Source organism: archaeon (assembly GCA_016432545.1).
GTDB lineage: Archaea > Thermoproteota > Nitrososphaeria > Nitrososphaerales > Gagatemarchaeaceae > UBA183.
Genome location: CP066694.1, coordinates 661,701 through 687,918, shown reverse-complemented (window position 1 = coordinate 687,918; position 26,218 = coordinate 661,701). Strand labels below are relative to the sequence as shown.

General features: G+C 62.7%; 34 protein-coding genes. 24 read left to right on the top strand and 10 right to left on the bottom strand.

The window, feature by feature from the left end; genetic code table 11:
* Positions 1–3 precede the first annotated feature (3 nt).
* Genes HY247_03820 through HY247_03810 form a run of 3 tightly spaced genes read left to right on the top strand, consistent with a single transcriptional unit; the run spans position 4 to position 2,780 of the window.
* Positions 4–1,176, top strand: coding sequence for an acyl-CoA dehydrogenase family protein (locus tag HY247_03820; GenBank protein ID QQG49440.1), 1,173 nt, complete (start codon positions 4–6; stop codon positions 1,174–1,176).
* A 7-nt stretch (positions 1,177–1,183) separates the two neighbouring features.
* A complete protein-coding gene (locus HY247_03815) occupies positions 1,184–2,344 on the top strand; it encodes a thiolase domain-containing protein (protein ID QQG49439.1) in 1,161 nt (386 codons plus the stop codon).
* Between the two features lie 4 nt (positions 2,345–2,348).
* Positions 2,349–2,780, top strand: a complete 432-nt coding sequence (locus tag HY247_03810) for a Zn-ribbon domain-containing OB-fold protein (GenBank protein QQG49438.1) — start codon at positions 2,349–2,351, stop codon at positions 2,778–2,780.
* Here HY247_03810 and HY247_03805 read toward each other — a convergent pair.
* From HY247_03805 to HY247_03795, 3 genes are read right to left on the bottom strand one after another with little or no spacing between them, the layout of a single operon-like run.
* Entirely contained in the window at positions 2,777–3,154 is a 378-nt protein-coding gene (locus HY247_03805) for an SCP2 sterol-binding domain-containing protein (protein ID QQG49437.1), read from the bottom strand. The two genes, HY247_03810 and HY247_03805, sit on opposite strands and share 4 nt — an antisense overlap.
* Positions 3,135–3,428: a hypothetical protein gene (locus HY247_03800; protein ID QQG49436.1), complete on the bottom strand. Its 294-nt coding sequence runs from the start codon at positions 3,426–3,428 to the stop codon at positions 3,135–3,137. Before HY247_03800 ends, HY247_03805 begins: the two co-directional genes overlap by 20 nt.
* On the bottom strand, positions 3,428–3,859 hold the full coding sequence (locus HY247_03795) for a hypothetical protein (GenBank protein QQG49435.1): 432 nt from the start codon (positions 3,857–3,859) through the stop codon (positions 3,428–3,430). Before HY247_03795 ends, HY247_03800 begins: the two co-directional genes overlap by 1 nt.
* Positions 3,860–3,911: 52 nt before the next feature.
* Here HY247_03795 and HY247_03790 point away from each other — a divergent pair, with 52 nt between their 5' ends.
* The 7 genes from HY247_03790 (at position 3,912) to HY247_03760 (ending at position 10,215) form a co-directional block, all read left to right on the top strand.
* Positions 3,912–4,433 (top strand): hypothetical protein, encoded by a 522-nt coding sequence (locus HY247_03790; protein QQG49434.1) that lies wholly within the window; start codon positions 3,912–3,914, stop codon positions 4,431–4,433.
* A gap of 7 nt (positions 4,434–4,440) precedes the next feature.
* The gene (tsaD, locus tag HY247_03785) at positions 4,441–5,430 is read left to right on the top strand and encodes a tRNA (adenosine(37)-N6)-threonylcarbamoyltransferase complex transferase subunit TsaD (GenBank protein QQG49433.1); all 990 of its coding nucleotides are present in this window, start codon (positions 4,441–4,443) and stop codon (positions 5,428–5,430) included.
* The gene (locus HY247_03780) at positions 5,405–6,067 is read left to right on the top strand and encodes a Kae1-associated serine/threonine protein kinase (GenBank protein QQG49547.1); all 663 of its coding nucleotides are present in this window, start codon (positions 5,405–5,407) and stop codon (positions 6,065–6,067) included. The genes tsaD and HY247_03780 overlap by 26 nt, the downstream gene beginning before the upstream one ends.
* 62 nt (positions 6,068–6,129) lie before the next feature.
* Positions 6,130–6,579 carry a 30S ribosomal protein S15 gene (locus HY247_03775; protein QQG49432.1) on the top strand — a complete coding sequence of 150 codons (450 nt, stop codon included), beginning with the start codon at positions 6,130–6,132 and terminating at the stop codon, positions 6,577–6,579.
* A gap of 19 nt (positions 6,580–6,598) precedes the next feature.
* Positions 6,599–8,005: a DHH family phosphoesterase gene (locus tag HY247_03770; GenBank protein QQG49431.1), complete on the top strand. Its 1,407-nt coding sequence runs from the start codon at positions 6,599–6,601 to the stop codon at positions 8,003–8,005.
* Between the two features lie 271 nt (positions 8,006–8,276).
* Positions 8,277–9,557, top strand: coding sequence for a serine--tRNA ligase (serS, locus tag HY247_03765; protein QQG49430.1), 1,281 nt, complete (start codon positions 8,277–8,279; stop codon positions 9,555–9,557).
* Between the two features lie 34 nt (positions 9,558–9,591).
* The gene (locus tag HY247_03760; protein ID QQG49429.1) at positions 9,592–10,215 is read left to right on the top strand and encodes a 30S ribosomal protein S3ae; all 624 of its coding nucleotides are present in this window, start codon (positions 9,592–9,594) and stop codon (positions 10,213–10,215) included.
* Here the strand turns inward: HY247_03760 and HY247_03755 are convergent.
* Positions 10,195–11,400: a redox-regulated ATPase YchF gene (locus HY247_03755; GenBank protein ID QQG49428.1), complete on the bottom strand. Its 1,206-nt coding sequence runs from the start codon at positions 11,398–11,400 to the stop codon at positions 10,195–10,197. The two genes, HY247_03760 and HY247_03755, sit on opposite strands and share 21 nt — an antisense overlap.
* A 53-nt stretch (positions 11,401–11,453) precedes the next feature.
* On the opposite strand from HY247_03755, the gene HY247_03750 reads away from it, so the two are divergent.
* From HY247_03750 to HY247_03740, 3 genes are read left to right on the top strand one after another with little or no spacing between them, the layout of a single operon-like run.
* On the top strand, positions 11,454–12,623 hold the full coding sequence (locus HY247_03750; GenBank protein QQG49427.1) for an FAD-dependent oxidoreductase: 1,170 nt from the start codon (positions 11,454–11,456) through the stop codon (positions 12,621–12,623).
* Positions 12,624–12,627: 4 nt separating this feature from the next.
* Positions 12,628–13,539, top strand: a complete 912-nt coding sequence (locus tag HY247_03745) for a hydroxyacid dehydrogenase (protein QQG49426.1) — start codon at positions 12,628–12,630, stop codon at positions 13,537–13,539.
* A gap of 41 nt (positions 13,540–13,580) precedes the next feature.
* Positions 13,581–14,042 carry a 50S ribosomal protein L15e gene (locus HY247_03740; protein QQG49425.1) on the top strand — a complete coding sequence of 154 codons (462 nt, stop codon included), beginning with the start codon at positions 13,581–13,583 and terminating at the stop codon, positions 14,040–14,042.
* Between the two features lie 3 nt (positions 14,043–14,045).
* Here the strand turns inward: HY247_03740 and HY247_03735 are convergent, their stop codons facing one another.
* From HY247_03735 to HY247_03725, 3 genes are read right to left on the bottom strand one after another with little or no spacing between them, the layout of a single operon-like run.
* Positions 14,046–15,041 (bottom strand): NAD(P)/FAD-dependent oxidoreductase, encoded by a 996-nt coding sequence (locus tag HY247_03735; protein QQG49424.1) that lies wholly within the window; start codon positions 15,039–15,041, stop codon positions 14,046–14,048.
* Between the two features lie 38 nt (positions 15,042–15,079).
* Positions 15,080–16,348, bottom strand: a complete 1,269-nt coding sequence (gene truD / locus HY247_03730; GenBank protein QQG49423.1) for a tRNA pseudouridine(13) synthase TruD — start codon at positions 16,346–16,348, stop codon at positions 15,080–15,082.
* Positions 16,345–16,692 (bottom strand): peptidyl-tRNA hydrolase, encoded by a 348-nt coding sequence (locus tag HY247_03725; protein ID QQG49422.1) that lies wholly within the window; start codon positions 16,690–16,692, stop codon positions 16,345–16,347. Before HY247_03725 ends, truD begins: the two co-directional genes overlap by 4 nt.
* A gap of 51 nt (positions 16,693–16,743) precedes the next feature.
* Here HY247_03725 and HY247_03720 point away from each other — a divergent pair, with 51 nt between their 5' ends.
* The 11 genes from HY247_03720 (at position 16,744) to HY247_03670 (ending at position 24,792) form a co-directional block, all read left to right on the top strand.
* Positions 16,744–17,883, top strand: a complete 1,140-nt coding sequence (locus HY247_03720; protein ID QQG49421.1) for an NAD(P)/FAD-dependent oxidoreductase — start codon at positions 16,744–16,746, stop codon at positions 17,881–17,883.
* Positions 17,884–18,076: 193 nt separating this feature from the next.
* Positions 18,077–18,535 (top strand): hypothetical protein, encoded by a 459-nt coding sequence (locus HY247_03715; GenBank protein QQG49420.1) that lies wholly within the window; start codon positions 18,077–18,079, stop codon positions 18,533–18,535.
* 598 nt (positions 18,536–19,133) lie between these two features.
* Complete coding sequence (locus tag HY247_03710; protein ID QQG49546.1) at positions 19,134–20,204, top strand: IS1/IS6 family transposase; 1,071 nt, start codon at positions 19,134–19,136, stop codon at positions 20,202–20,204.
* Positions 20,201–20,851 (top strand): AbiV family abortive infection protein, encoded by a 651-nt coding sequence (locus HY247_03705; GenBank protein ID QQG49419.1) that lies wholly within the window; start codon positions 20,201–20,203, stop codon positions 20,849–20,851. Before HY247_03710 ends, HY247_03705 begins: the two co-directional genes overlap by 4 nt.
* 111 nt (positions 20,852–20,962) lie before the next feature.
* The gene (locus tag HY247_03700) at positions 20,963–21,145 is read left to right on the top strand and encodes a DUF1610 domain-containing protein (GenBank protein ID QQG49418.1); all 183 of its coding nucleotides are present in this window, start codon (positions 20,963–20,965) and stop codon (positions 21,143–21,145) included.
* Between the two features lie 9 nt (positions 21,146–21,154).
* Complete coding sequence (locus tag HY247_03695; GenBank protein QQG49417.1) at positions 21,155–21,439, top strand: hypothetical protein; 285 nt, start codon at positions 21,155–21,157, stop codon at positions 21,437–21,439.
* Positions 21,440–21,514: 75 nt separating this feature from the next.
* Positions 21,515–21,760, top strand: a complete 246-nt coding sequence (locus HY247_03690) for a hypothetical protein (GenBank protein ID QQG49416.1) — start codon at positions 21,515–21,517, stop codon at positions 21,758–21,760.
* Between the two features lie 40 nt (positions 21,761–21,800).
* Positions 21,801–22,826, top strand: a complete 1,026-nt coding sequence (locus tag HY247_03685) for a flap endonuclease-1 (GenBank protein ID QQG49415.1) — start codon at positions 21,801–21,803, stop codon at positions 22,824–22,826.
* The gene (locus tag HY247_03680; protein QQG49414.1) at positions 22,814–23,806 is read left to right on the top strand and encodes a threonine/serine dehydratase; all 993 of its coding nucleotides are present in this window, start codon (positions 22,814–22,816) and stop codon (positions 23,804–23,806) included. The genes HY247_03685 and HY247_03680 overlap by 13 nt, the downstream gene beginning before the upstream one ends.
* 75 nt (positions 23,807–23,881) lie before the next feature.
* On the top strand, positions 23,882–24,364 hold the full coding sequence (locus tag HY247_03675) for an acyl-CoA thioesterase (GenBank protein QQG49413.1): 483 nt from the start codon (positions 23,882–23,884) through the stop codon (positions 24,362–24,364).
* 68 nt (positions 24,365–24,432) lie between these two features.
* Entirely contained in the window at positions 24,433–24,792 is a 360-nt protein-coding gene (locus HY247_03670) for a hypothetical protein (GenBank protein QQG49412.1), read from the top strand.
* Here HY247_03670 and HY247_03665 read toward each other — a convergent pair.
* Genes HY247_03665 through HY247_03655 form a run of 3 tightly spaced genes read right to left on the bottom strand, consistent with a single transcriptional unit; the run spans position 24,784 to position 26,171 of the window.
* Positions 24,784–24,933 (bottom strand): hypothetical protein, encoded by a 150-nt coding sequence (locus HY247_03665; protein QQG49411.1) that lies wholly within the window; start codon positions 24,931–24,933, stop codon positions 24,784–24,786. The genes HY247_03670 and HY247_03665 overlap by 9 nt on opposite strands.
* Positions 24,930–25,190, bottom strand: coding sequence for a hypothetical protein (locus HY247_03660; GenBank protein ID QQG49410.1), 261 nt, complete (start codon positions 25,188–25,190; stop codon positions 24,930–24,932). The genes HY247_03665 and HY247_03660 overlap by 4 nt, the downstream gene beginning before the upstream one ends.
* 51 nt (positions 25,191–25,241) lie before the next feature.
* Positions 25,242–26,171 carry a DMT family transporter gene (locus HY247_03655; protein QQG49409.1) on the bottom strand — a complete coding sequence of 310 codons (930 nt, stop codon included), beginning with the start codon at positions 26,169–26,171 and terminating at the stop codon, positions 25,242–25,244.
* Between the last annotated feature and the right edge of the window lie 47 nt (positions 26,172–26,218).

Sequence of the window (26,218 nt, the reverse complement as noted above, 5' to 3'; positions counted from 1 at the left end):
GTTATGGAGACGTTGGTGACCCGTTCTGAGCAGGCTCTGGACGAGACAGACTACTCTGAGCTCAGAAAGTGGGCGCGGGAGTTCGCGAAGAGAGAGGTCCTCCCAGTCGCGGCCCGGATTGACAGGACTGACGAGTATCCGTTCGAGCTTCAGAAGAAGATGGGCGAATACGGCCTTCTCGGCCTTTCAGTCCCCAAGGAATACGGAGGGCTGGGCCTGGACCTGATGGGCTCGGTGATCGTCGGGGAGGAGATTTCGCGAGTGAGCCTCTCGGCGGGGTTCATCATGGGCGTCCAGAACGGCCTGGTCGGCAGCGCCATCGCTCTGTCCGGCACCGAGGAGCAGAGGTCAAGGTACCTGCCTCGCCTCGTAAAGGGAGAGATCATCGGGGCGTACGGGCTGACGGAGCCCGGAGCCGGCTCTGACGCCGCAGGGATCTCCACTAGGGCTACCAAGGACGGCGACTCATACGTCGTCAACGGGTCCAAGATCTTCATCACGCAGGGCGCGGTCGCGGACCTGCTCGTCTTCTTCGCCAGGACGGGCACGCCCGAGGACGGCGCCGCGGGGATCAGCGCCTTCATAGTCGAAAAGGGGACCCCGGGCTTCAGCGTCGGGCAGAAGCTCGAGGTGATGGGCGCGAGAGGGACAGCGACCGCCGAGCTCACGTTCGCGGACTGCCGGATCCCCGCCTCCGCCCTGATGGGCAGGGAAGGGGACGGATTCCTCATAGCGCTCACCATCCTCAGCAAGTCAAGGATAGGGGCGGCCGCGGCCGCCGTGGGCCTCGCCGAAGCGGCCCTCGAAGAGGCGATAAAGTACGCGAAGAAGAGGAACATCTTCGACAGGCCCCTCGCCAAGTACGAAGCGATCAGGTTCATGATCGCAGACATGGCGACGAGGACAGAGGCGGCGAAGCTCCTGACCTACAAGGCCGCATCCATCCACGACAAGGGCGACGAGTTCCTCAAGGAGGCGGCGATGGCGAAGTACTTCGCGAGCGAGACTGCGGTCTGGGTCGCGGAGCGCTCCATCCAGATCCACGGCGGGTACGGCGTGAGCAAGGCCCTCCCTCTCGAGAGGTACCTGCGCGACGCCAAGGTCCTGGACATCGTGGAGGGGACGTCGGAGGTCCAGCGATGGATCCTCTCAAAGGAACTCCTAGACGGGGAGTGAGCCTGTCATGGGCCGCGTAGCGATCGTCGGCGTAGGGCACTCGAAGTTCGGGAGGAGGACGGACGTGAACGTTGCTGAGCTCGCCTTCGAGTCGATAAAGGGTGCGGTCGAAGATGCGGGCATCGACAAGAAGGAGATCAAGAACGTGGTTGTCGGCAGCGCCGGCGGCTGGTACGAGGAGTCCCTCCCCGCCGTGATAGTCAACGAATACGCGGGGCTCGACTCGGTGGGCACGATGAGGGTCGAGGCAGCCTGCGCGAGCGGGAGCGCCGCCTTGAAGGCTGCCTGCAACTCGATAGCCAGTGGCGAGGGGGACATCGCCATGGCTGTGGGCGTCGAGAAGATGACCGAGGTTGACACCATGACATCCGTGGAGCTGATCGGAAGAGCCGGCTCGTACACCTGGGAGTTCGAGAACTACGGGATGACCTTCCCCGCTTACTACGCGCTGTACGCGGTCGCCCACATGAACAGGTTCGGGACGACGGAGGAGGACATGGCGCGGGTCGCGGTCAAGGCCCACCACTACGGGTCGATGAACCCCAACGCCCAGTTCCAGAAGGAGATCACGATTGAGAAGGCCCTGGGCTCGCAGGTAGTCTCCTGGCCCTTGAAGCTCTACGACGCGTGCCCCCTTTCCGATGGGTCCGCCGCTGTCATCCTTGCCTCCGAGGACGTGGCCAGGAAGCTGACCGACACACCGGTCTGGGTCAGGGGGATCGGGTACTCGTCCGACTCCGCGAACCTGAGCCGGCGCCCTGACTACGTGGGCCTCGGGGCCTCGGTCGAGGCCGCAAGACGAGCGTACTCGATAGCGAAGGTCGAGCCATCCTCGGTGGACGTCGCGACCTGCCATGACTGCTTCACGATCGCGGAGCTGATGGCTTACGAAGACCTCGGGTTCTGCAAGAAGGGGGAGGGGGCCAAGATGATCAGAGAAGGCGAGACTGAGATAGGCGGCCGGATCCCGGTCAACCTCGACGGCGGCCTCAAGGCGAAGGGGCATCCGATCGGGGCGACCGGAGTTTCAATGGCCGTCGAAGTGACCAAGCAGCTGCGGAACGAGGCCGGGAGCAGGCAGGCCCCGATCAAGAACGGGATCGGCCTGGTCCACAACGTAGGGGGCACGGGGCACTACGCGTACGTCACCATACTCTCGAGGGACTGACGAGTTGTCCGGAGACCCTGCCCTCCACTCCCGGCGCTCCCTGACCCTGAGGTTCGACATCCCGATATCGAGGACGAAGGAGTTCTGGGACGCCCTCCGGGAAGGTCGCTTCGTGACAACGAAGTGCAAGGAGTGCGGGAACGTCGCCTTCCCGCCTCAGGCTGACTGCTCAAGGTGCATGAGCTCCCAATTCGAATGGGTCGACCTGGGCAAGGAGGCGACCCTGGTGACATTCACGCGGGTGCAGATCACCCCTGCCAGCTTCGTCGAGAACGACCCCTACGTGATTGCGATCGCCGAGTTCAAGGGCGGCACAAAGGCGCTCGCCTGGCTCGAGGGGGTCGAGGCCGAGAAGGCCAAGCCCGGGATGAAAGTCAAAGTGGAGTCGAGGACGAGCAAGGAAGGAAACCCGTACTACGTATTCGTGCAGGCCTAGAATTCCTTGGGGAGGTCCCTCATGACCTCCGCGACCCTGGTGAGCCTGTCCCTGTACATCAGGATCTTGGTAAGGGAGCCCTTGAACTTGAGCTGCCCCTTCAGGACCGCGCTCTGCAGGTCGAGCTCTCCCTTCACGACCTTGCCCCAGGTGTCGTAAGTCCCGTCGAAGGAAAACTCCGCGGCCGTCCCGGGCGACACTTTTTGCAGAGTCGTCGCACCGTTCTCCACCACGAGCAGAAAGTTCTGTCCGATGTCGGTCGCGTTGAACGCTATGGTGGTCTTGAACCCCTTCGAGACCTCCAGCCACTTCGCATCGGACGAAAGTGCATTCTGGAAGTCGCCGAAGTACTCGTCACTTAGGAACTTGGCCATCGACTGTCGCAACCGCGGCCTTTGCTCTGCTTTTGAGCTTACCGATGGACCCCGAGGAGAGCACCGCCCTCAGTGGCGGCCCGGCCGAAGGCGCCCGCTCTCTAAGAGCCATCGCTCCCCGCTGGTCGGTCTTTACTATCACTGCCATCGGGTTCGCGTCCACCTGGATCACGGAGGCTCGCAGCGCCCTAGCCTTGAGTTCGCCGGATATCGCTTCTAGGTCCTCCTGCCCCAGGGGCCTCTCGGCCAGTAGGAGCAGGTACCTCTTCGCCATCAGTTCCCACCGATCAACTTCGCAAAGTGCTGCGCGCCGGCGCCCTTTGGCACGAACCCCCTCGGCTTGACCTTCAGCCTGACCGTGTCCCGGTCGCCCAAGGCAGCGATCCCGGAGACGAGCCCCTGCTTGTCCACCCTGATGAAGAGGGAAGAATGCTCGTCGACCCGAACAGACAACGATGAAACAAGGTCGGCTCGGGCGGCAGGAGAGAGCCCCCTCACTACGGACCTGAACGCGGCCGTGGCCTCGTCTCCCGTCAGGTGCACACTCGCCATCCTCACGGGGTTCCCGTAGTGCCCTTCGAGCTCCTCAAGAACTGGCTCCACGTCGACCCCCAGCAGCTTCGCCAAAGCGCTCCTCACCTTCTCCTCGTCCTCAGTCGCGTGGAGGATGTACGACGCTTCGACCGATTGAATGGGGCCCTTCAAGCTCGGACCTTTTCCGCAACTCCTAACTATATCCGCTTTGCGCGTTCGTTCGATGCCCAAGAAGCTGACGCTCGAGGACATCCTCTCGGACGAGCTGAAGCGCGAGATGAACCTCGACACCGACACCTTCGCAGTCATCGACGACTGGGACTCTGTCATGCACAGCGTGTACCAGATGCCGATCGAATACGCTGGATACACCAACAAGGTCGGGGAGATGAAGCTGCTCAAGGAGATGATCGACACGCTCGCGCGCGCGGACTTCGACAACGTCAAGCGCAGCGAGAGCAGGGAGAAGCAACTCCGCCAGTTCACAAAGACCCTCAGCATGTACTACAACGTGGTTTTCACCAAGGGGAAGAAGAAAGTCGGGTACGGCGCCCTGATACACTTCCCTAGCCTAGGGTCGACGCCCGACAGGAGCGGGGGCATAGTCCTTGCCGCGAAGATTGCGATCGACGGGGGGAAGAGGAACGCCACCTTCGAGCGCGGGAAGTTCGAGGACTTCCTGGTGGAGGTCAAGCCCTACATCAACATCCTCGGCGACCTCTACCGCCAGTCGAGAAAGATGTAGGCTCGCTTTGGAATACGCAGTCGGCATAGAGAGCACGGCCCACACCTTCTCTGTCTCGGTGGTTACCTCCACTGGGAAGATACTGTCGAACTCCAAGAACGTCTTCAAGGCGCCCGCCGGCTCGGGCATCCACCCCTTCGAGGCCTCCCAGAGCCACCAGAGGGCGGCAGAAGGGGTCCTGAGACACGCCCTCGGCGAGGCCGGGGTCCCCCTCGAGAGGGTCTCCGCAGTCTGCTACTCGATGGGGCCAGGCCTGGGCCCCTGCCTCAGGGTCGGGGCGGTCGTCTCCAGGACGCTGGCGCTGGCAGCCAACGTCCCTCTCGTACCAGTCAACCACGCGGTCGGCCACATCGAGCTCGGGTGTCTCGTGACGGGCGCGAAGGATCCCATCGTCCTCCTCGTCTCGGGCGGCCACACGATGGTGATCTCGTTCGGCGGTAGAAGGTGGAGAGTCCTGGGCGAGTCGCTCGACCTGACACTCGGGCAGCTCCTCGACCAGTTCGGCAGGCACGCCGGGCTCTCTTCTCCGTGCGGGGGCGCCATCGAAGCCGCCGCCAGGCGCTCGAAGAACTTCATCCCACTCCCCTACTCCGTGAAAGGCAACGACGTCTCCTTCTCCGGGCTCCTGACCGCCGCGAAGTCGCTCCTTGACGGAGGGCGCTCCTTCGAAGACCTCTGCTACTCGATACAAGAGACTGCCTTCGCGATGGTGGCAGAGGTCACGGAGCGGGCCCTCGCCCTCACCGGCAAGAAAGAGGTCCTCATAGTCGGCGGGGTGGCGGCGAACCGAAGGCTCTCATCGATGATGACAAAGATGGCTCGGAGGCACCGCGCCAGGGTCGCTTCGACCCCGCCGGAGCTCAGCGGGGACTGCGGCGCCCAGATTGCGTGGACCGGTTGGCTCGCCCACTCCGCAGGGATCAGCGTCCCGGTCGCGGAGGCGGACGTAAAGCAATCATGGAGGGTCGACTCTGTCGACATCCCCTGGAGGAGCTGACTACCGGGGCGCCCTTCTGTTCAGGGGCGCCGAGGCCGACATCCTGGAAGGAAGGTGGGAGGGTCTCGAAGCGATCCTCAAGGTGCGGCGCCCCCTGAGGTACAGGCTCGCAGCCCTCGACGACGCGATCCGCCTCTCAAGGACGACACGGGAAGCTGAGATGACCCACCATGCCAAGGAGGCAGGGGTCGAGTCTCCCCATGTCTACTTCGTCGACCCGCCAGCCGCCACCATCGTCATGGAGAGGGTAAGGGGCGAGAGGATGAAGGACAGGGTCGAGAGGTCCCCCAATGGTGCGCCGGGTCACTTCAGGGCGCTCGGGAGGTGCATCGCGAAGCTTCATCTCGCCGGGATGGTCCACGGCGACGTTACCACCGCCAACGTGATCCTCAGGGACGCGGGGCCGGTCCTCCTCGACTTCGGCCTCTCCTCCCGGACGACGAGGCTCGAGGACTTCGCCGTGGACTTGCGCCTGGCCAAGGAGACAACGGTCGGAGCCCATCCTTCAATCTCCGCGGCAGGCATGCGCGCCTTCCTGGAAGGATACGCGGAGGTGGCGGGCCCCAAGCATTCGAGAGACGTCCAAAGGCAACTTGCGAGCATCGAGAGGCGGGGAAGGTACGCCCGGGTGGCCTAACAGACTCCTGCCCCCGGCAACGTTTATCAGCCCAGCGCCCAGAAGCCGCCCGAAGTTTCCGATTGGCAAGGATTCACTCTCACAGGCACGGAAAGTCTCACCAGACTCGGCCGATCAGCAAGGTCGTCCCCGCGTGGGTCGCCACGAGCAAGGAGGAAGTCCGCTCCGTAGTTCTCAAGATGGGTAAGGACGGGATCTCTCCTAGTCGGATAGGCACCGCCCTCAGGGACGATTACGGAGTCCCCTTGGTGAAGCCGATGCTCGGTTCCTCGATCTCGAAGATCCTGGCGGAAGGCAACGCCGCACCGAAGATGCCACAGGACCTTCAGGACCTCATCGACAGGGCGCAGAGGGTGCAGAGGCACCTCCGTACCCACAGGAGCGACCGCAAGAACGTTCACTCTCTCGAGCTTGTCGAAGCCAAGATCTACAGGCTCTCGAAGTACTACAAGCAGAGGGCCCTGCTCCCCAACGACTTCAAGTACACGGCCGTGGTCGCACAGCTAGCCTAGCCGGAGGCTGGTCCTTCCGATGCCCGACCCGGAAGGCCTCAGAGCCCGATACGCATCCCTCGCTCCCCAGATGGTGGAGCTCGCCCAGTCCGGGAAGAGGATCCTTGCAGTCACCCACATCGACGCCGACGGCCTCTGCAGCGGCTCTCTCGTCTTCTCGGCGCTGAAGTCTGCCCGGGCCAACATCACACTCAGAACGGTCCCTGACCTGGACCCCAAGGGAGTAGCCGCGTTGGCCTCCCAGAAGTACGACTACTACATCCTCACCGACCTGGCCTCGACCCTCCTCGACGAGCTCGAGTCGGCTCTCGCCGGAAGGTACCTGGTCATCGACCACCATCAGATCAAGGAAAGTGACTCCCAGAGGCCGTCGGTGGTCAACGCCTGGGCCTATGGATACGATGGCGGTCGAGAGGCTTGCTCCTCGACTATGGCCTACTTCTTCGCCGCCTCGGTGGACCCGTCCGCCCGGGCCCTCGCATCGCTCGCGGTCGTCGGCGCGCTCGCGGACAGGCAGGACTCCGGGCCGGGCAGGTCCCTGACAGGGCTCAACAGGGCCGCGCTCGAGCACGCGCAGTCGGCGGGCCTCATCTCCACGGCCAACGACCTGATGCTGACCGGCCGAGAGACGCGTCCCGTTCACGAGTCAGTCGCGCTGACATCTACTCCGCTCCTCAAGGGCGTCACCGGGAACAAGGACGCCATCCTCGCCGCGCTCCACCAATCCGGGCTCGCCCTGAAGGAAGGAAGTGTCTGGCGCTCGGTCTCATCTCTCAGCGCTGACGAGAAGAAGAAGGTCATTGAGGTGCTCGCGAGCATGGTCGGGCAGGCGGAAGGAGCAACAGAGGCCCTCGCCGGGCTCTTCGGGGAGGTCTACACGCTCGAGCTCGAGGACCCCTACACGCCCCTGAGGGACGCCAGGGAGTTTGGAACTCTGCTCAACTCCTGCGGGCGGATGGAGGCCTCAGGGGTCGGGGTAGCGGTCTGCCTGGGGGACAGGTCCGAGTCCTTGGCCGCCGCAATGAAGACGCTGTCAGACTACAGGGCCGGGATCAGCAGAGCCCTGGAGTCTCTCACCTCCGACCCTTCGAGGATCTCCACGCAGGGCTCGCTCGTGCTGGTCAGGGGCGAGGGGGCGGTCGACGAGAAGCTCCTGGGTCCTGTGCTCTCGATCCTGACCTCGACCCCGAGCTACAGGGACAAGGTCGTGGTGGGATTCGCGACGAGCCGGGACTCTGACGTCAAGGTCTCCTCCAGGGTCGGGGACTCCTATCCAGGGGTGGTAAACCTGGCCAAGCTGATGCGCGATTCGGCCGAGGCCGTGTCTGGGGTGGGTGGGGGCCACTCGATGGCAGCAGGGGCAAAGATCCCGGCCTCGATGGCCGACGCCTTCTCCAAGGCCATCGCTGAGCGGGTCTCTCCTTGAGGGCCGAAGTCCAGCTTTCAATCGCTTCGCGGTCCGAAGTCGCTGCGCTCTCTCTCGCAGAGGTCCTTGCCCCTGACAACGCCAACCTCCCACCCGGCCTCGAAGTGGAGTCGAAGCTCAGGGCATCGACCCTTTCCTATTCCATCCGGTCGCCCAGGATTTCGACCTCCCTTTCGACTGCAATCTCCATCCTTCGAGACGCTGCGCTCTTTCAGGGGGTATGGCTTTTATCAGGTCCACGCCCCTCGGGGCCCGAGGACAAAGCATCCGCTTGATCGACATCAAGGTAGTCAGGGAGAACCCCGGCGCGATAGTCGAGAGCCTCCGCCGACGGGGGGCTGAAGGTAAGGCTCCCTTGGTCGAAGAGGCCGCCTCCGCCGACTCGGACTGGCGCCGGCTCAAGACCGAGGTCGACCGCCTCAGGCACAAGCACAACGAGCTGACGGCCCAGATAGCCGGCCTGAAGAAGGGGGGGAAGTCAGCCGATGAGAAGCTGGTAGAGGTCAAGGAGATACCACGCCAGATCAAGGACCTCGAAGCTCGGGCAGAGGAGAGGCGTCTGCGCCTCGATAAGATCCTGATGTCCCTCCCCAACCTGCTGCACCAGAGCGTCCCCCAGGGGAAGGACGAGTCCGACAGCGTCGTAGTCCGCACGTGGGGCGAGGGCCCTGCTTTCAAGTTCGAGCCCAAGGACCACCTGGACATTCTGAACGGCCTAGGCATGCTCGACATGGAGCGGGCGGCCAAGGTCGCCGGTGCGCGCTTTTCCTTCCTGAAGGGCGACGCCGTCAGGCTCGAGCACGCGATAATGCGCTTCGCCCTCGACTTCCTGGCCGCCAAGGGCTTCACGCCGGTGGAGCCGCCCTTCATGCTCAACCGAGCGTCATACGAGGGGGCGGTCAACATCGACGACTTCGGTCCGGTCATCTACAAGTTAGAGGGCGAGGACCTCAACCTGATCGCCACCTCCGAGCACTCGCTGGTCGCGATGCACAGCGACGAGATCCTCGAGCCGAAGGGCCTCCCCATGCGCTATGCAGGCCTCTCGCCATGCTTCAGAGTTGAAGCCGGGGCCCACGGGAGGGACACCAAGGGCATCTTCAGAGTGCACCAGTTCTACAAGGTCGAGCAGGTCGCATTCTGCAGGCCTGAGGAGAGCTGGGCCATCCACGAGGAGCTGATAGGGAACACCGAGGAGATCTACAGGGCCATCGGCATCCCCCACCGCGTCGTGACCCTCTGCAGCGGGGACACCGGATTCATGTCAGCCAAGACCTACGACATCGAGGCCTGGCTGCCGGGACAGGGGAAGTACAGGGAGATGGGGTCGGCCAGCAACGTGACCGACTTCCAGTCGCGGCGCCTCGCCATCAGGTACAGAGACAAGCAGAGCGACCCAACCTCTCTCGTCCACACCCTGAACTCTACGGCCGTCGTGACCAGGACCCTCGTGGCCCTCGTCGAGAACTTCCAACTGGCTGACGGCTCGGTGACAATACCAAAGGTCCTCCACCCCTACATGGGCGGGACGACCTCGCTCAAACGGCAGTGAGGTTATAAGCCCGAAAGAGTCGGGTCGTCCAAGATTGCCGAAGAAGGTCGCCAAGGTCAGAGACAAGTGGAAGCTGAAGACCTGGGTCACAGTCACTGCCTCTGCTTCGTTCGGCAACGCTCCGATCGCTAGGGTCCCGCTCACCGACATCGAGAAGCCCACGGGGAGGGTCATCGAGACGACGCTCTACGACATCCTGAAGCAGGACCCCCAGCACTACGCGTTCAAGCTCTTCTTCCAGATCGACCGGGTAGAAGGGGAGACCGCCCACACGGTCTTCAAGGGCCACGAATACTCGAGAGAATTCCTTAGGAGCCTGATCAGGCGCGGCTCCTCGATGTCTGACTTCATCAAGGACTACACGACCAAGGACGGATACGTCGTGAGAGTCTACTGCATGGCCCTGTCTCAAGGAAAGATGAACAGCTCCAAGAAGCACGACCTCCGCATCGTCATGGACAAGGTAATCGCGGAGAAGGCAGGGGGGATGAACTACGAAGGCTTCGCTCAGGAACTCGTCCTGCAGAAGGTGGCGTCGGACGTCTACAACGAGGCGAAGAAGGTCACGCACCTGAGGCACGTGGGGGTGCGAAAGAGCAAGCTGATCTCCAGGCCCGAAGCCAAGCGAGCCGAGGCCCTAGCCCCGCTTGCTGCCTGAGACGATCCTGATCACGTCCCTGTTCTCGAGCCTATGGTCGGCCGCAAGCCTTCTCCCGTCCCTGGCATTCACCGCGTAGAGGAAGCTCTCGGCCAGCTCCGTGTGCACGGCCCGAGCAAGGTCCAGAGCGGTCGAGCCCCCCTTCATGACGAAAGCGTCCGGGAGCACGTTCCCGGCCTTGTCTGAGAACTTCGTCTCGTCTTCGACCGGGAAGACCACTATCGCCTTCAGAAGCGAGAAGAAGGCCTCGTTGATGGCCGTCTGGACTCCCGTCCCTCCGTAGACCTTCAGGACCCTCTCATCCACCATCTTTAGGGCGCCGGACTGGGCGGGGCTGAGCTTCGAAGGGTCGTCCACCGAGAAGGTGCCGTCCCCAGCCGCGTATCTAACGAGCCCGTGCTCGGCGGCCTTCCTCAGGAGGAGCTCGGCCTCGGAGGCGCAGGGAACGACCTTCCTCCCCGTGGCCTTGAGCTTCTCCACGTTCCCCTGGGCGCTTGGAAGGTCGGCCTTGTTCGCAGCCACGAGCGAGGGCTTCGTCAGCTTCCTGACCCCCACCACCAGCTCCATGAGCTGAGCGTCCGTCCACGCGCTGGGCTTCTCTATCCTCAGGCCTATCCTCAGTACGACCTCCTCGACGTCCGCCGCGGAAACTGAAAGCCCAGAGAGCCTGTCTGCCACATGGTCGACCGCCTTCCCTCGCGACTGCTCGACGAGGCGTGAGGCCTTCTCCCAGTCCCTCTTGAGGAGCCCGAAGACCCAGAGGTCGAACTCCCTTTCCACCATCTCCACGTCCAGGCTCGGGTCGTGGCTCCCGACCGGGACCTTCTTCCCTTCGAGGTCTGTCGAGCCTGAGGCGTCGACGACCTGGATCAGGGCGTCCGCCTGCCTTAGCTCGTCGAGGAACTGGTTCCCGAGGCCCCTTCCCTGCGAGGCCCCTTCGACGAGTCCCGCGACATCGATCAGCCTGACCGGGATGAGCCTGGACCCATCGACGCAGAGCGAGTTTCTTGGCTTGTCAGTGACGCCGAGCTCCCTGCACACGCACTTCGTCTTCAGGTAAGCGACCCCTACGTTCGCCTGGATCGTCGTGAAAGGATAGTCCGCGATGGGAACGTCCTTCATCGTCGCGGCCGCGAAGAAGGTCGACTTGCCGACATTAGGTTTGCCGACGACCCCCACGATCACGGGCGGTCCGGACCCTGTCCCCGTTATAACCCTCAGCGAATTCTCGCAGTAACATGCGGCGAGTCGCAGTCGTCGGGGCAGGAAAGGCGGGCACTGCCGCCGCCGTCGAAGCGTCTGCGAGGGGCGCCGCGGTCGAAGTCTTCGAGGCCGAGCCCCTCCCCGAAGCAGGAGGTCTGTCCCGATTCCTCGGGTCGCTCGAAGGGTCCGTCTCGTGGGGAACGAGGGTAATCTCTGTAAACGGAGCCCGCGCAGTCTCCACATCCCGGTCCCGGGGTCACTACGACGCCGTGGTGGTCTCGACCGGAACCAAGAAGAGGGTAAGGCGATTTCCAGGGTCGTCCAAGCCCGGGGTCTTCCTGACGGGCGACGCTGGCCCGGACGAAACCCCTCCGGGGGACCGCGTGGTCGTCCAGGGGGAGGGGCCCGAGGCGCTCGCACTCGCGGCCGGACTCGTCATTGGAGGCTCGAAAGTGACCCTCGTCACTGGTTCTCCCATCGGTCTTCGTAGGCTCTGCGCCGAAGGAGCCGGGGCTCTGGCTGGCATCGCGAGCCAACACAGCTTAGGGCTTGCCCGCGGCCAGGTCGCGGCCGCGCTCGGAAGCTCGAGGGTCCAGGTCGTCCTGCTTTCCACAAGGGAGCTCCTCCCATGCGACCTGCTCCTCGCCCTCCCCTCCACGGTCCCGAACCCGCCCCTGCTCGAGGCCTCAGTCGGAGAGAGGGGAGCCATCCTCGTCGACTCGTCCCAGGCCTCCGACACGCCCGGGCTGTTCGCGGCAGGGGGCTCGTCCGCCTACTCTCCGGGGGCCTTCGCATCCGGCACGCCCGCAGGATCGGCCCCTTCGCCTCCCCGGGTCGCAGGGGCCAACGCTGCCGGTCGGCACGCGCATTTAACCTCGCCTCCCCCCGAGAGCTTCGAGTTCTTCGGGGTCCCGGTCTCCGTCGCGGGGCTGACCCACGACGAGGCGACCTGGGCAGGCCTCGACGCCTCGCGGACGGTCACGGGCGAAGGTCCGGAAGTCTGTTCAGTCCTCTACGAGCGCAGGTCGCTGCGCCTGTTGGGCCTGCAACTGGTGGGCGGGAGCCCTGGCTCGCACGCCGCGGTGGCCCTTGCCTCCGCACAGCCACAAGACGTCCGTGCACTCGCAGAACTGGACCAGGTCCAATCAACCGATATATCGCTCGTCGCTGAGGCGGCGAGGCAGTGCATCCGCCGGAGCGCCTGAAGCAATGCCACGGTTACTGATCTGCGACCAGATCGACGTCAACGAGCTCGGCCTCGGCCCCAAGGTCGAAGTCGACTATCGCCCGACAATCTCGCACGAGGAGCTCCTCGGGATCGCCGGCACCTTCGACGCGATCTTGGTCCGGAGCAGGACGAAGGTCGACCGGGAGGTCCTCGACAAGGCGACGCGCCTCAAGCTGGTCGCGCGCCCGGGGACCGGCCTGGACAACATAGACGTCGGATACGCCGAGTCAAAGGGGGTCAAAGTCATCAACAGTCCCGAGTCCCTCGTCGAGGCTGTCTCTGAGCACGTCGTCGCGCTGATGCTCGCCCTCTCCCGACATCTTGTGGACGCCGACAAGTCCACCAAGTCAGGGGGGTGGGAGAAGAACTCACTGACGGGGACCGAGCTGAAGAGCAAGACCCTGGGAGTCGTCGGCTTTGGGAGGATTGGCAGGAGGATCGCCGAGATCGCGCACGTCCTCGGGATGCCCGTCCTAGTCTACGACGTCATCCCGATCCCGCCGGACGCCTTGTCAAGCGTCGGCGCCCGGCTCGCAACCCTCGACCAGCTCTTCGGGAGCGCAGACTACATCACCCTCCACGTTCCCTTGACCGAGGAAACCAGGCACCTCGTCGACTCTGCCAGGCTCTCGAAGATGAAGCCGACCTCCTTCTTGGTCAACACTTCGCGCGGAGGGGTGGTCGACGAGGCCGCCCTCTCGAAGGCCCTCGAAGACCGCAAGATCATGGGCGCCGCGCTCGACGTCTTCGAACAGGAGCCCCCTTCTGGTGCGATCCTCACCGCCCCCCGGACCATCCTCACCCCGCACGTCGGGGGCCAGACCCAGGAAGCGCAGGGGAGCGCGGTCAGGTACATCGGTGAGAAGGTAGCGGCCTTCTTTTCCGGCACCTAGGCCGAGAACGTTTATTTGGCCACCGCCTTCGAGGCGCTCAGATGCCCATGTACAGGCAGATCGCGAAGACTTGGCAGAGCATCTTCCACGAGAAGGCTGCCAACATCAGGGAGAGGGCCGTAGACCTTCGGAAGGAGCCGGCCATGCTAAGAGTCGACCGCCCGTGGCGCCTCGACCGGGCGCGCGCCCTGGGCTACAAGGCCAAGGAGGGCGTCGTGGTCGTTCGCGCGAGGGTCTCCAGAGGAGGGATGAGGAAGCAGCGCCCCACCTCAGGCAGAAGGCCCAAGCACATGGGAGTCCTCAAGATCAAGTCCGCTGTCTCTTCCCAGGCGGTAGCCGAGAGGAGAGTCTCCCAGCGCCACCCGAACCTGAAGCTCCTCGGGTCCTACCCAGTCTGGGAGGATGGCATCCACGCATGGTTCGAGTGCATCCTAGTGGACCCGCTCCACCCAGCCGTGAGGAAGGACTACAACTACCGGCGCGTCCTCGGCATTACGACCTGAGTCCTATCTCTTCATTTCGCTGCTGTGGCCTGGGAAGATCTTAGAGTTCGGGTCGATGTACGCCTTCGCCACGTTGACCGCAAGAGCCGCCTGCGCATACCCGGTCGCGATCAGGTTGAGCTTCACTCCGTCCATCGGTCCCGCGATGTCTCCCGCCACATAGACACCCGGGATGTTGGTCTCCATCTTGCCGTTGACAGAGATCTCCCTCCCGTCGATCTGCAGCCCCCAGTCCTTTATCGGACCGAGGTCTGCCCTGAACCCTATGTTGACCAGGATCGCGTCGACCTCTATGGTCGTCTCGACCTTCGACCTGTTGTCGAAGATTACCGCTCCCGTGACTCTAGCGCCGTCCCCTGAGACGCTCTTGACCTCATAGAAGAGCCTCATCTCGACCTCAGAATTCAGCAGGTCCGCGACACTCTGCTCGTGCGCCCTGAAGATGTCCCTCCTGTGGACCAGAGTGATCTTCTTCGCGAGGCCCTTGATGTTCAAGGCCCAGTCCACCGCCGAGTCCCCTCCTCCAACGATCAGGAGCCTCTTGTCCTTGAAGACGCTCTTGTCCTTCACGAAGTAATAGACTCCCTTCCCCTCGTAGTCTGCCGCACCCAGGGCCTCCAGCCTGTTCGGTGAAAAGGCCCCTACTCCTGCCGCGATGAGGACCGCCTTGCTCAGATGCTTTGTCCCCTTGTCGGTCCCAAGCTCAAAGATCCCGTCCTTCTTCTGGAGCGCGGTCACCCTCTCGCCCAGGACGACCGTGGGGCTGTACTGGAAGGCCTGCTCCACCAGGTTCTTGACCAGGTCCTTCGCCAGGATCTTCGCAAATCCGGGGGCGTCGAAGATGTACTTCTCAGGATAAAGGACGGCCACCTGTCCTCCCGGCTCCTCCAGGGCGTCGACCACCTTCGTCTTCATCTGCCTCAGCCCCGCATAGAAGGCCGCGAACAAGCCGCTCGGCCCCGCGCCGACGATCGTAAGGTCGAAGACCTCCTCGGACATGGATTGAGGTTGCCATCTGAAAACGGCGTATAAGGATTCTAGGCGAGACCGGCGTTTGCGGGGTCTGCCGGTTTCAGGACCTCCCTGATGAAGACGGTCGCATACTGTCCCTTGGCCAGCGTGAACTTCAGGGTCGCTGTCCCCGGACCGGACTCTGCCGAAGTACCGGCGACCAGGAGGTGGGGGACCCTGAAGCCTCCCTCGGCCGACGCCTCCAGCATCTCCTTGACGTAGAACTCTCCGCCCGTGACTCCCTCCTCTTCCAGGACCTCTTTGAGGCAGGCGTCGAACCGCGAACCGTAGTCCCTGATCGCGAATCCAGGGATCTGGACCATCGGGACCGCCCCCTGCTCCGGAGGGTCCCTGACCCCGCCGACGCGAGACAGCGTAAGCCCGTCCTCACCGAGCCGGCTCCAGTTGTCTCCCGATTCGTACGAGGAGATGTCCAGCCCACTCCTGAGGGCCCTGCTCAGGGTCCTGTTGAAGAGATACGACTGGTAGGCCTGGACGTAGAGCCTCCGGAGCTTGACCGGGACGCTCCTGAGGGCCCCTATCCAGTCGCCTGGCCTTCTGGCGAGGGCGCGTGCGACGCTCGCTTCTTCCTCCTGGCCCCTCGGAAGTAGCCCGACCCCTTCCTCATACCTCCCCTCCCTGAAGGCCTGTCTCGCCTCGCCGGCTTCAGATGAGTCTCTCTCCCGAGGCTCACAGAGGAGCAGTCTTACGGCCTCCTCGAATCTCCCCTTCACGATCTCCCGCCCCACCCTGTGCGTACCTACCCCCCTCAGCCCGAATCTCTGGTGTCCGTAGAAATTGGGAAGCCTGTGGCCCGCAGAGGTTTCAAGCGCGTCGTTCGCTCTCTCCCCGACCTCGCTGCAGCAGTCTCTGAGGATCAACTCGAAAGAGTTCGCTACGACCTGTCCGCGGGACAGCGGCCGTGGGAGAAATCCTTCCAGCGTGGCTTCCCAGCCTTCTGACGACGCCCTCGCAGGGCTAAGGGCCCTCGAGCTGGTTGGAGTGATGTACTGGACCGCGTGAGCCCTCTTGTCCTTGAGCCCTCCGTAGCTGACCCGGCTCTTGAGGACAGCTGCGAGTTCCTTCGCCAGGTGCATCGTGTCAATCCCCCTCTTCTCGACCCTGTAGAGAGGGACGTACCCCTCGCCTCTCTCAGACTGCAGTCCCTCGAGGCTTAGGTATTCCTGGACTCGGAAGTCCGAGTCCAGCGCCTTGGCCCTGCCAGTGCACGGAGCGCCGTCCGTGACATAGACCTCCATGCCGACGGCAGCGTCGGCGGATGGGGCCCCTCTCAAAGGAGCTTGAGCTTCCCGGTGATCTTGTCGACTTCCTCGTCAGGGCCTGGCCCGATCCCCAGGCACGTCACCGTCCCAGGCTCGACCTGTGTCAGCCCCCTGTCCTGTATGAGCGCCGAAGGGAGCTTCGCTGCCCTCGCCATCCTGAAGAGCTCCTGAAGCTCGTCTTCTCCCTGCGCCTTCAGCACCACCTTGGCCTGACCTCCCTGTTTCCAGGCCTCGTACCATGCCGACCTTCTGCCCATGGCCTCCTCCGCCGCGGCGAGAGATGCGTGGGCGACCTGCGCCGCAATCTTCCCTTTGCCCATCTTGATGTCTGTCCTCACCACTACTGCCTGTTTCATCTCGTCCACTTTATTACGACTGTGAATAAGCCTTTGCAGAGTCCTTCGAAATTGCGCCCCGATTTCGACGTCATAGTCGGCGGGGGGAGCGTCGCCGGGCTCGCCTTCTCGTCCGAAGCCTCCCGCAGGGGCCTCTCCGTCCTCGTGCTCGAGGAGCACCCCGAGGTCGGCGAGCCCGAGAAGTGCGACGGACTCGTCAGTCTTCGCGGCCTGAAGCTCTTCGGGCACCCGCCCGCCCCGGACGTGGTGCAGAACGGCATCTCGTCTGCGCTGATCACCTCGCCCCGAGGCCGCCGCTTTGCCGTCAATGCGACCGCCCTCGACGTCGTCGTACTAGACAGGAGCGCTTACGACAAGCAGCTCGCCGAAGAGGCTGCGTCAGCCGGGTCCCAGGTCCGGACGGGCTCGAGGGTCTCCTCAGTCTCCTCGACCGCCGAGGGCGTGAAAGTCGAAGCGGGCGAGAGCCTCTCCGCCAGGTACTACGTCGACGCGACCGGCCCCTCCTCCAGCCCGAGGTCCGGGATCCTCCCCGCTGCGAAGTACGAGATAGAGGGAGACTGGGTCAGGGAGAGGGTCGTCGAAGTCTACCCGGACGCCTCGAAATATCCGGGGTTCTTCGCCTGGGTGATTCCATTCGGTAACCACAGGGCAAAGGTCGGTGCGGCTGGGCGTGGCGTCAACCCCTTCAAGGCCCTCGACGCCTTCCTCTCCAGCAGGCCCTCCAAGATACTCCGCAGGGTCTCCGCCCCGATCTACGTGGGAGGCCCGATTTCCAGCTTTGTCACGAGGCGCAGGATCTTCGTCGGCGAATCAGCCGGCCAGGTCAAGCCGACAACGGCGGGGGGGATAATGACCTCCGTGGCCGGTGCCGTCGCGGCGGCCCGATGGTGTGCGGAGAGCATCAAGACCGATCGACCTTCGGCACTGGCGAACTACCAGCGGGAGTGGGACTCTCGCTTCCTCAAGGAGATGCGCACCATGCGCAGGCTCAGAGGGCTCTTCGAGCGTCTCTCCAACCAGGACCTCGAATCTCTGGTCGACGTGATGGCCACCCCAAAGCTGATGCTCCGCCTTTCGCAGACAGACTTCGACTTCCACGCTTCCGCCCTCCTTGCTGCGCTCGGCCTCCCCGGGCTCCTCCGGGTGGCAAGGGTCGTCGCAGCCACCGAGCTCCGCTCAGTCCTGGCCTAGACGCAAAGCGCCTCTCCTTCTCAGGGTTCTGTCCAAACGGGGGGAGTCCATCTCTCTGTCCATCATCGGGAGATGGGCCTGATTGCGATATTCCTCTCTTAAGGAGATTCGCCATAGCCATGAAGGGAAGCGTGAAACCCAAGAAATTTCGGTGGGGGCTTATATCATCGGGGTGCTCGCGTTGCTGGCGTTAATGCAGTTCGACGCTACGGCCTTCGGTTTCGGGTGGGCTGGAATCATGGTCTTGACGGCATTCTTCCTTCCCCATGAGTATCATGACAAGTCCAAGGACGTCCATGACGCCATGTTGAGACGCGGAAAGCCCGAGAAAGATGCTCGATACCCCTATCGCGTTCTGAGGAGAATACGATACTTCTCGGTCGTGTCTGGCGTGATTGCGCTCGTAGACTGGGTGATGGTAGAAGGAGCGGGGATATTCTCGACTGTTGACATCTCACCATATGCCTTCATCACGGCGCTCGTTGCACTCTCTATCTTCGCGGCGTCAGGATACTATATTTTCGTCTTCGAAGAATTGGTCAAGGATTGGGTCGAAGAATTGGTCGTAAAAAGAAAGGCGAAGTCAGACTCCGCCTCTTCCCCCACCTCCGAGAAGTCTCATGAGGAAGATGACAATCACCATAATGAATAGCACTTCGAGGAAGTTGGTTCCCGCCCCCGTCAAAGACGAGGAGTTGAACGTCTGGCCGAGAATCTGGAAGATCGCCACCGCGAGAACCATGAAGAGTAGTATACCGAATAGCCCTCCGAAGGTTGACCGTCCTCCGCGTGTCCGCAACATGATTGAGCCCCTCACTCCGTTATTTAGTCATAACTATGCTTCAACTTCGAGCGTCAGACCTTCGCAAGATAGTCACTTACGATATACCGTATTGTCTCAGGAATCGAATCAAGAGCCCGTTTTTTCCGCTCGGCTTCAAGCCTCCGTTCCAACTCCTCAGTCATGGCGACATTATACCGCTTCTGCATCGGCATTCTCCCCCTCAGCATTCGTATTTAACTGTGTGCGTATAGGTGTCAATAGGGACAATGCTAATATAGGTGCGGATATACACCTATGGACACATGACACCCGCGCAAATCGACGCAAGGGAGATGGGCGAATCCTTCGAGGACTCAGAGGCCCGTCAGAACGACTGGGAGTTGGCCGACCGATGACCACTCCCGTTTTTGATTCTCGCAGGATGAAGGGGCAGACAATCGCAGAGGTCGAGTTCAACGTCCGAAGGATAGACCAGAACGAGTATCGCGTCAAGAGCCAGTCGGGGAATGGGGAATACCAAGTCCTCTCGACAGAACTCGGCTGGACTTGCGCTTGCCCCGACTTCATCCACCGAGAGCAGAAGTGTAAGCACATCTTCGCGGTCGAACTCTCTCTTGAGATTAGGCGGAGAATAGAGAACGCCAAGAGGGTCGTGCCCCTTGACTACCAGTCGTGCCTCTTCTGTGCCTCTGTCGAGGTAGTCAAGGACGGCCTCAGGCACAACCAGAACGGGAACATCCAACGTTTCTCGTGCCGCTCGTGCGGCAAGAGGTTCGCCCGAAACATCGGCTTCGAGGGGATGAAGGCGACTCCTCAGGCGATCACCACTGCCCTCCAACTCTACTTTTCAGGCGAGAGCCTGAGGACTACACAGAAGGCCCTCTTGCTTCAGGGAGTCGAAATCAGGTCCCCACAGACAATCCACAACTGGATTGCGAAGTATGTCGCCCTGATGGAGAAGTATCTGAGTCAAATCACCCCTCAGGTCTCAGACACATGGAGGGCGGATGAGGTCTATCTGAAGATTAGCGGCAACACGAAGTATCTTTTCGCCACGATGGACGACGAGACCCGCTTCTGGATTGCTCAGGAAGTCGCTGACACGAAGGGAAGGCACGACGCGGGAAGCCTCTTCGCGAGAAGTCGCGACCTGATGGGGAAGAAGCCTCAGACGATAATCACGGACGGGATGGAAGCCTATCACGACGCTTGGAAGAGGGAGTATCGCAACATCTACAACCCGAACCAGCCCAAGACCGTCCACATCCGACACATCACTCTGAAGGGCGACCATAACAACAACAAGATGGAACGGCTAAACGGAGAGTTCAGAGACCGTGAGAAGGTCATGCGCGGGGTCAAGAGGGCCGACTCCCCGATACTGAAGGGAATCCAACTCTACCACAACTACTTCAGGCCCCATATGGCCCTGAAGGGCAAGACGCCCGCAGAGGCGGCGGGGATTTCGATTGAGGGGGGGAACAAATGGGAGACAGTCATTCAGAACGCGGCCCACGACCGAGAGGTGTGTCATTGACCAAGGATGCGGAAACAGACTATTGGGAGATTGCGAAGGAGGCTTACCTCAATGCGGCGGAACTTCGCGACGAGGCTTGGCTCCTGATGAAGAGGGGTTCGCCGAGGGCGTTCACGCTCGCTGTGGCATCTATTGAGGAACTGATGAAGGCCCAACTTGCGGACATGGTATCGAAGGGTAGCGCTAAACCTGAGGAACTGATAGCGCAAGTCGACGGCAAGAAGCCGTGGCCGATAATGACCTCGCACAAGAGCAAGCAGAATCTCTTCGCCCTTTTTCTGTTCCTCAAAGCGGCGCAGGCCGAAGGAGGAGAAGCAAAAGCCCTCGAAGTGGACAAAATCCTGAGAGATACCTACAACACGGACAAGGTGAATCTCAAGGGGAAGGGGCACATTATCGACCTGATAACCAACATGGAAGTAAGAAGGCAGGATTCCGTCTATGTGGGAACGAAGGGGAGCAAGGCCTCGCTGAAGAAGCCAAAGAGAGAAATCTCGGAGCCGATGAAGGAGGAACTACTCATGATACTCGAGGAGTTCCTTCTGAGCGTCGAGAAAAACCTCATGGTCAGCAAAGAACGATACGGAACTTGGGCGAGGGAATTGGACAGAGAGAGGAAGCGACGGGCGGAGGAGAAGAGGCCTTGAAACCGATGTCCCAGCATCTCCCGATGATGGACAGAGAGATGGACTCCCCCCGTTTGGACAGAACCCTTCTCAGCAATCTATATCTGCCGGGACAAGGAGGGTCGAAAAGAAATGTCTCAGGCGACCGTCACGCTCCCGCTCTGCACCTCCTGCAACCGTCCGGTGAAGCCGGCGGAACGGGCCACCAAGTTCAACTGCCCAAAGTGCCATGAGACCCTGATCTGGCGGTGCGAGAAGTGCAGGAAGTTCTCCCGCGTGTACACCTGCTCCAACTGCGGATTCGAAGGACCCTAGGGGCTCGCCGTGGGCTCCTACGTTATCAGGCTCAAGCTCCTACCTCAAGACACGACTACTGAGCACCAGAAGATCGTCGACTCGGTCGCGAGCTCCCTCCCGCCCGGGGCCTCTATCCGCAACCAGAGGATCGAGCCGATAGCCTATGGTCTCTCAGCGGTGATAGTGGACGTCGTGGTGCCCGAAGAGGATGGCGTGGTAGACAAGATCGAGGACGTGGTCTCGAAGGCCCCACTCGTCGGGCAGTCCGAACTCCTCGGAGTGAGCCGGATGTCTAGCAAGATCCCGACCTGAATCGCCGTCCTGCACACCTTTTATAGCGCACAGGCGCCACCTTCCAACACCGTTTCTTACCCGAAGTGACCTTTGATGAGATACCCTCTGCGATACGCCGCATTCGAATGGATAAAGGCGAAGGGCAGCACTACCGACGAAGACCTCCTCGAGGCGCTCAACAAGAACGGGAGCAAGTGCTCCCCCGACGAGCGCGACAAGCTACTGATGCAGCTCGAGATCATCGGACTGATCACCATCCGATGGGTCTCCAAGGACAAGAGGAGGATCGAAGCCAGGGAGAACCCTGGCGAAGTCCGAGCGACCCGGCTCAACGAGTGAACCAAGGGATAAATCGCGCCGGGGGGCCGCGTGGCCCCAGATGGGCGTAGACTTCAGCGGCTCGATTCCCCGGGAGAAGATCCAGCTCGAAGACCTCAGCGGCTGGAAGCTTGCAGTAGACGGGTACAACACGCTCTACCAGTTCCTCGCGATCATCCGCGGCATGGACGGGGGGCACCTGAAGGACTCGCATGGCCGGGTCACGTCCCACATCTCCGGGCTCTTCTACCGCAACGTGAACCTCATGGAGCTCGGGATGAAGCTCGTCTACGTCTTCGACGGGAAGCCTCCCGAGCTCAAGACCGAGGAGATCAGGCGCCGCTCTGCCCAAAGGAGCGAGGCAAAGGACCAGTACCTGAAGGCGCTCCAGGCCGGGGACCTGCCGCAGGCCAGAAAGTTTGCAGAGGCGTCGACTGTCCTTCGCAGGGACATGGTCGCGGACGCCAAGGAGCTTCTCGACGCGATGGGCATCCCATGGGTCGACGCTCCCTCCGAAGGCGAGGCCCAGGCGTCGGTGATGGCGACGGAGGGCACAGTCAACGCGGTCGCATCCCAGGACCACGACTCTCTCGTCTTCGGGGCGCCCGTCCTCGTCCGCAACGTGACGATCTCCGGCAAGAGGCGCCTCCCCAGCAAGGGAATAGTCATCAACGTTCAGCCAGAGCGGATCAAGCTCTCGGACGTGCTCTCCTCCACGGGACTGACCAGGGAGCAGCTGGTCGACTTCGCAATCCTCCTCGGCACCGACTTCAACCCGGACGGCTTCGATGGCGTCGGACCTGTCACGGCCCTCAAGTACCTCAAGAAGTACGCCCGCCTCGAGGACATCTCTGAGCTCAAGGACAAGCTGGGAGGGGTGCCCTATCCCGAGATACGGAAGCTCTACCTCGACGCTCCCTCGGTGAAGGGGGTCAAGCCCGAGTGGAAGCCGATGGACCGGTCCAGGGTCGTCTCCTACCTCGTGGGCCAGCACTCCTTCTCCCGCGACCGCGTCGAGTCTGCGATCGCCAGGGTCCAGGACAAGCCCCCACCCCAGACAGAGAGCCTCGAGAAGTGGTTCGGCTGAGCGGGGCCGGTCTCCCAGGCCTCAAGGAAATCGAGGAGGCCGAGTCGCGGATCAGGCCGCACGTGCCGCAGACTCCCCTCGAGCACTCTCGCGGCATCTCGGAGCTCCTGGGCAGGGAGGTCCACCTGAAGCTCGAGACCTTCCACCCGATCCGGGTCTTCAAGATCCGCGGAGCGGTCAACAAGCTCCTGACGCTCGACCAGGGGAGCCTCCGCAGAGGCGTCATCACTGCCTCCTCCGGGAACCACGGCTTCGCGGTAGCCTACGCATCGCGTCTCTTCGGCGTCTCCTCGACCATCTGCGTCCCTCAGAACGTAAACCCCTCCAAGCTGCGCGCGATCGAGGAGCAGGGGGCCGAGGTGGTGAGGTTCGGCTCGGGGTACGACGAGACGGCCGAGAACGCCGCCTCCCTGTCCCGGAAGAGGGAGCTGACTCTGATTCACGCGTTCAACGACCCGGTGATAATAGCAGGGCAGGGCACCTGCGGGCTCGAGATCTCCCGCCAGCTCCCCGACCTCGACACCGCTGTGGTCGCGATAGGAGGCGGGGGCCTGATCTCCGGAGTCGCTATAGCTCTGAAGGCCTCCCTCGAGAAAGTGACGGTGCTGGGGGCCGAGACGACTGCGATCCCTTCGATGCTCGAGTCCATCCGCGCCGGAAGGCCCACCAGGGTCGTCCCGAAGCCTACAATCGCCGACGGAATGCAGGCCTCGATCCCCGGCACCCTGACCCTCGAGGCAGTCATGAAGCACGTCGCGAAGGTAGGGCTCGTGGACGACGCCGAGATCAGGGACGCTATGTACGACCTCCTCTCGAGGGCCCGCGTCCTGGCCGAACCTGCCGGGGCCGCCCCCCTCGCAGCGATGAAGGGCTCCCTCCGCGGAGAAGGCGGGTCCAAGCTCGTACTCGTGGTCAGCGGAGGTAACGTATCCCTCTCCCTTCTCTCGTCCATCCTCAAGGAGAAGGAGTCTCAACAATAGCCTGGGTCCTCCGTCCGCCTGAGAGCAGTCGTGGCAGATTCACCTTTATGAACCTCGGACCTCCGCTCCCACTCGATGCTCCCAGGAAAGCGCCCCTCCGAGTCTGAAATGAGCACCGCCCGCTTGATGATGCCCACCGACGCGAACGTCCTCGGCAACGTCTTCGGCGGAGCGATCATGCGCTACATGGACGAGATCGCGGCAATCGTCGCATGGCGTCACGCGGGGATCAACTGCGTCACCGCTTCCATCGACCGGATGAACTTCTACGCCCCCGTCTATGTCGGAAACCTCCTCATCCTCAAGGGCACCGTCAACTACGTCGGCAAGACCTCCATGGAGATCGGGGTGCGCATCGAGGCACAGGACCCGACCACGCGCAAGTCTACCCACACAGGCTCCTGCTACCTGACCTACGTCGCCCTGGACGCCAAGGGCAGGCCGACCGCGATACCGAAGCTCCTACCGAGCACAGCGGCCGAGAAGAAGCGGTTCCAGCAGGCCCTGGCCCGGCGCCGCCTCAGGGAGGCAGAGGACGCGGTCATGACCGAGCACTAGACCGTTGATTCGAGGCTCAAGATTTCTAGAGTAGGCACCTCAAACCCGCGTCCCGCGAGCCACTCCCGATGACCGACTTCTCTGCCCTCTTCGGCGTCCAGAAGATGCGCAGCGGCAACGCCGCCGTCTACGAGCTCAAGGAAGAGTTCGAAGCGTTCACCTCTTCCATCCACAAGGTCTCGGTCTGCGAGTCGATCGCGCGGTGCTTCTTCCAGCTCGAGCAGTACGAGGACGCAGCCGACTGGTACGAGACGGCCGGACGCCTGATACTCTCGGAGCCCAGCGCGACTCCGGCCCTCAAGGCCCTTTCAGCCCTCGATGAGTACGAGCGGGCCCTCGACTGCCACCAGCGCGGGGCCGACGACGAACGCTTCACCGAGTGCTCTACGCTCATCCGCCAGCTAAAGCGCGCGTGCGCCTCAGCCTGACGACTCCTTCTCCTTCGCCGCCCTTCTGTTGACGGTCTTGGAGTGGCACTCCTCGCAGACCGGCTCCTCCTTCGGTCCGACCCTGTAGGTGTGCAGCACGACCTCCAGCTCTGTGTCGCAGAAGTAGCACTTCGCCTTCACGCCCCTCCCCCCTTCGAGGCGTGCACCCTCCTCTTCTCAAGCTTCCCTCCCTTGCGGAAGTGCCAGACCTCCGCGTCCCCGTTTGAACTCCTCCCCCACTCGACCAGCTCTTCCAGCTCGGCCTTCTGGACCCTCGCCCTTCCGCTCTTGACTTGGACAAGGAGCATCTTGCCGCCCTTTGCTGCGAAGACATCGACGGCCCCGTGAGATGCCGCGCTCCTCGAGACCATCCAACCCTCTCGCTTCAGTATCTCCATCGTACGATACTCGCGTTCTCGGCCTTTCCTATATCGGTTCACTACCAACAGCTAAGGTTCCCTTACTCCCACCGCGTCGGTTTCGCGAACGGATAAGCTCTTGCTGCCCAATTGGTCCCTTGAGACCAACAGAATCGAAACCAATACCGCCACGGCTCCTACCGCCCCCGCAGTCCCCAGGCTCTCGCCCAGGAAGGCCACGGATATCGCGACCGCCACGACGATCTCCACCGCCAGGACCACCGCAGAAGTCCCCGCAGGCAGTCGCTTCAGCCCGGACTGGTAGAGCACAAAGGGCAGCGCCGTGTTGAATACCGACGTGTAGGCGACAACCGCCAAGGCCTCCGTCCCGCTCGGCCAGCGCAGCCCGCCCGCCAGGGCCAGAGGAAGCGCGAGAAGGGCCGTGACCAGGACTATGCAGGCAGAGACCGCGACCGGGTCCCAGCCCAACCTGTCAGTCTCCCTCTTCGAGTACACGATGTACCCGGCCCACGACACAGCCGCGACCAGGTAGAGCGCAACTCCCACAAGCTCGCCACCCCCCACGGAGCCCGGGTCCCCTTCAGTAGTGAGCAGAAACGCTCCCCCGAACGCAAGCGCCACCCCGGCCGCCTTGGCTACGCCCAGCCTCTCTCCAAGAAAGAGCACCCCTCCCCCCGCCGCGAGGACGACTGAGAGGTTGACCAGGAGCGCGGCCAGGGACGCGCTCGTGTGTGCCTGCCCTACGAACTGACAGAAGAACCCGACAGCGTTGAGCCCGCCGACCACCCAGACCCCCCTCGACCTGAGCAGCGGCCATACCCTCTTCCCCAGGAGGGCCGAGGCGGCGACCATCAGCGGCGCGGCGGCCGCGAAGCGAAAGAAGACGAAGCTCAGGGGGTCCAGGCCCTCGCCGATCCCGAACGCAACGACAGGGAACGAGGTCCCCCACAGCGCCCCCGCGAGAGCCGTCTGCGCGAGCGCCTTCGCGGTCCCGTCCAATCAAGGCCCGGGCCGTCGTTCCGCTGATAAGCGTTCGGCGGTCTCGG

Bases quoted from the DNA above. Each gene is read 5' to 3' on its own strand.
- HY247_03820 (QQG49440.1), top strand. From the start codon at position 4: ATGGAGACGTTGGTGACCCGTTCTGAGCAGGCTCTGGACGAGACAGAC.
- HY247_03815 (QQG49439.1), top strand. From the start codon at position 1,184: ATGGGCCGCGTAGCGATCGTCGGCGTAGGGCACTCGAAGTTCGGGAGG.
- HY247_03805 (QQG49437.1), bottom strand. From the start codon at position 3,154: ATGGCCAAGTTCCTAAGTGACGAGTACTTCGGCGACTTCCAGAATGCA.
- HY247_03800 (QQG49436.1), bottom strand. From the start codon at position 3,428: ATGGCGAAGAGGTACCTGCTCCTACTGGCCGAGAGGCCCCTGGGGCAG.
- HY247_03790 (QQG49434.1), top strand. From the start codon at position 3,912: ATGCCCAAGAAGCTGACGCTCGAGGACATCCTCTCGGACGAGCTGAAG.
- HY247_03770 (QQG49431.1), top strand. From the start codon at position 6,599: ATGCCCGACCCGGAAGGCCTCAGAGCCCGATACGCATCCCTCGCTCCC.
- HY247_03750 (QQG49427.1), top strand. From the start codon at position 11,454: ATGCGGCGAGTCGCAGTCGTCGGGGCAGGAAAGGCGGGCACTGCCGCC.
- HY247_03745 (QQG49426.1), top strand. From the start codon at position 12,628: ATGCCACGGTTACTGATCTGCGACCAGATCGACGTCAACGAGCTCGGC.
- HY247_03740 (QQG49425.1), top strand. From the start codon at position 13,581: ATGCCCATGTACAGGCAGATCGCGAAGACTTGGCAGAGCATCTTCCAC.
- HY247_03735 (QQG49424.1), bottom strand. From the start codon at position 15,041: ATGTCCGAGGAGGTCTTCGACCTTACGATCGTCGGCGCGGGGCCGAGC.
- HY247_03725 (QQG49422.1), bottom strand. From the start codon at position 16,692: ATGAAACAGGCAGTAGTGGTGAGGACAGACATCAAGATGGGCAAAGGG.
- HY247_03715 (QQG49420.1), top strand. From the start codon at position 18,077: ATGCAGTTCGACGCTACGGCCTTCGGTTTCGGGTGGGCTGGAATCATG.
- HY247_03700 (QQG49418.1), top strand. From the start codon at position 20,963: ATGTCTCAGGCGACCGTCACGCTCCCGCTCTGCACCTCCTGCAACCGT.
- HY247_03690 (QQG49416.1), top strand. From the start codon at position 21,515: ATGAGATACCCTCTGCGATACGCCGCATTCGAATGGATAAAGGCGAAG.
- HY247_03685 (QQG49415.1), top strand. From the start codon at position 21,801: ATGGGCGTAGACTTCAGCGGCTCGATTCCCCGGGAGAAGATCCAGCTC.
- HY247_03675 (QQG49413.1), top strand. From the start codon at position 23,882: ATGCTCCCAGGAAAGCGCCCCTCCGAGTCTGAAATGAGCACCGCCCGC.
- HY247_03670 (QQG49412.1), top strand. From the start codon at position 24,433: ATGACCGACTTCTCTGCCCTCTTCGGCGTCCAGAAGATGCGCAGCGGC.
- HY247_03660 (QQG49410.1), bottom strand. From the start codon at position 25,190: ATGGAGATACTGAAGCGAGAGGGTTGGATGGTCTCGAGGAGCGCGGCA.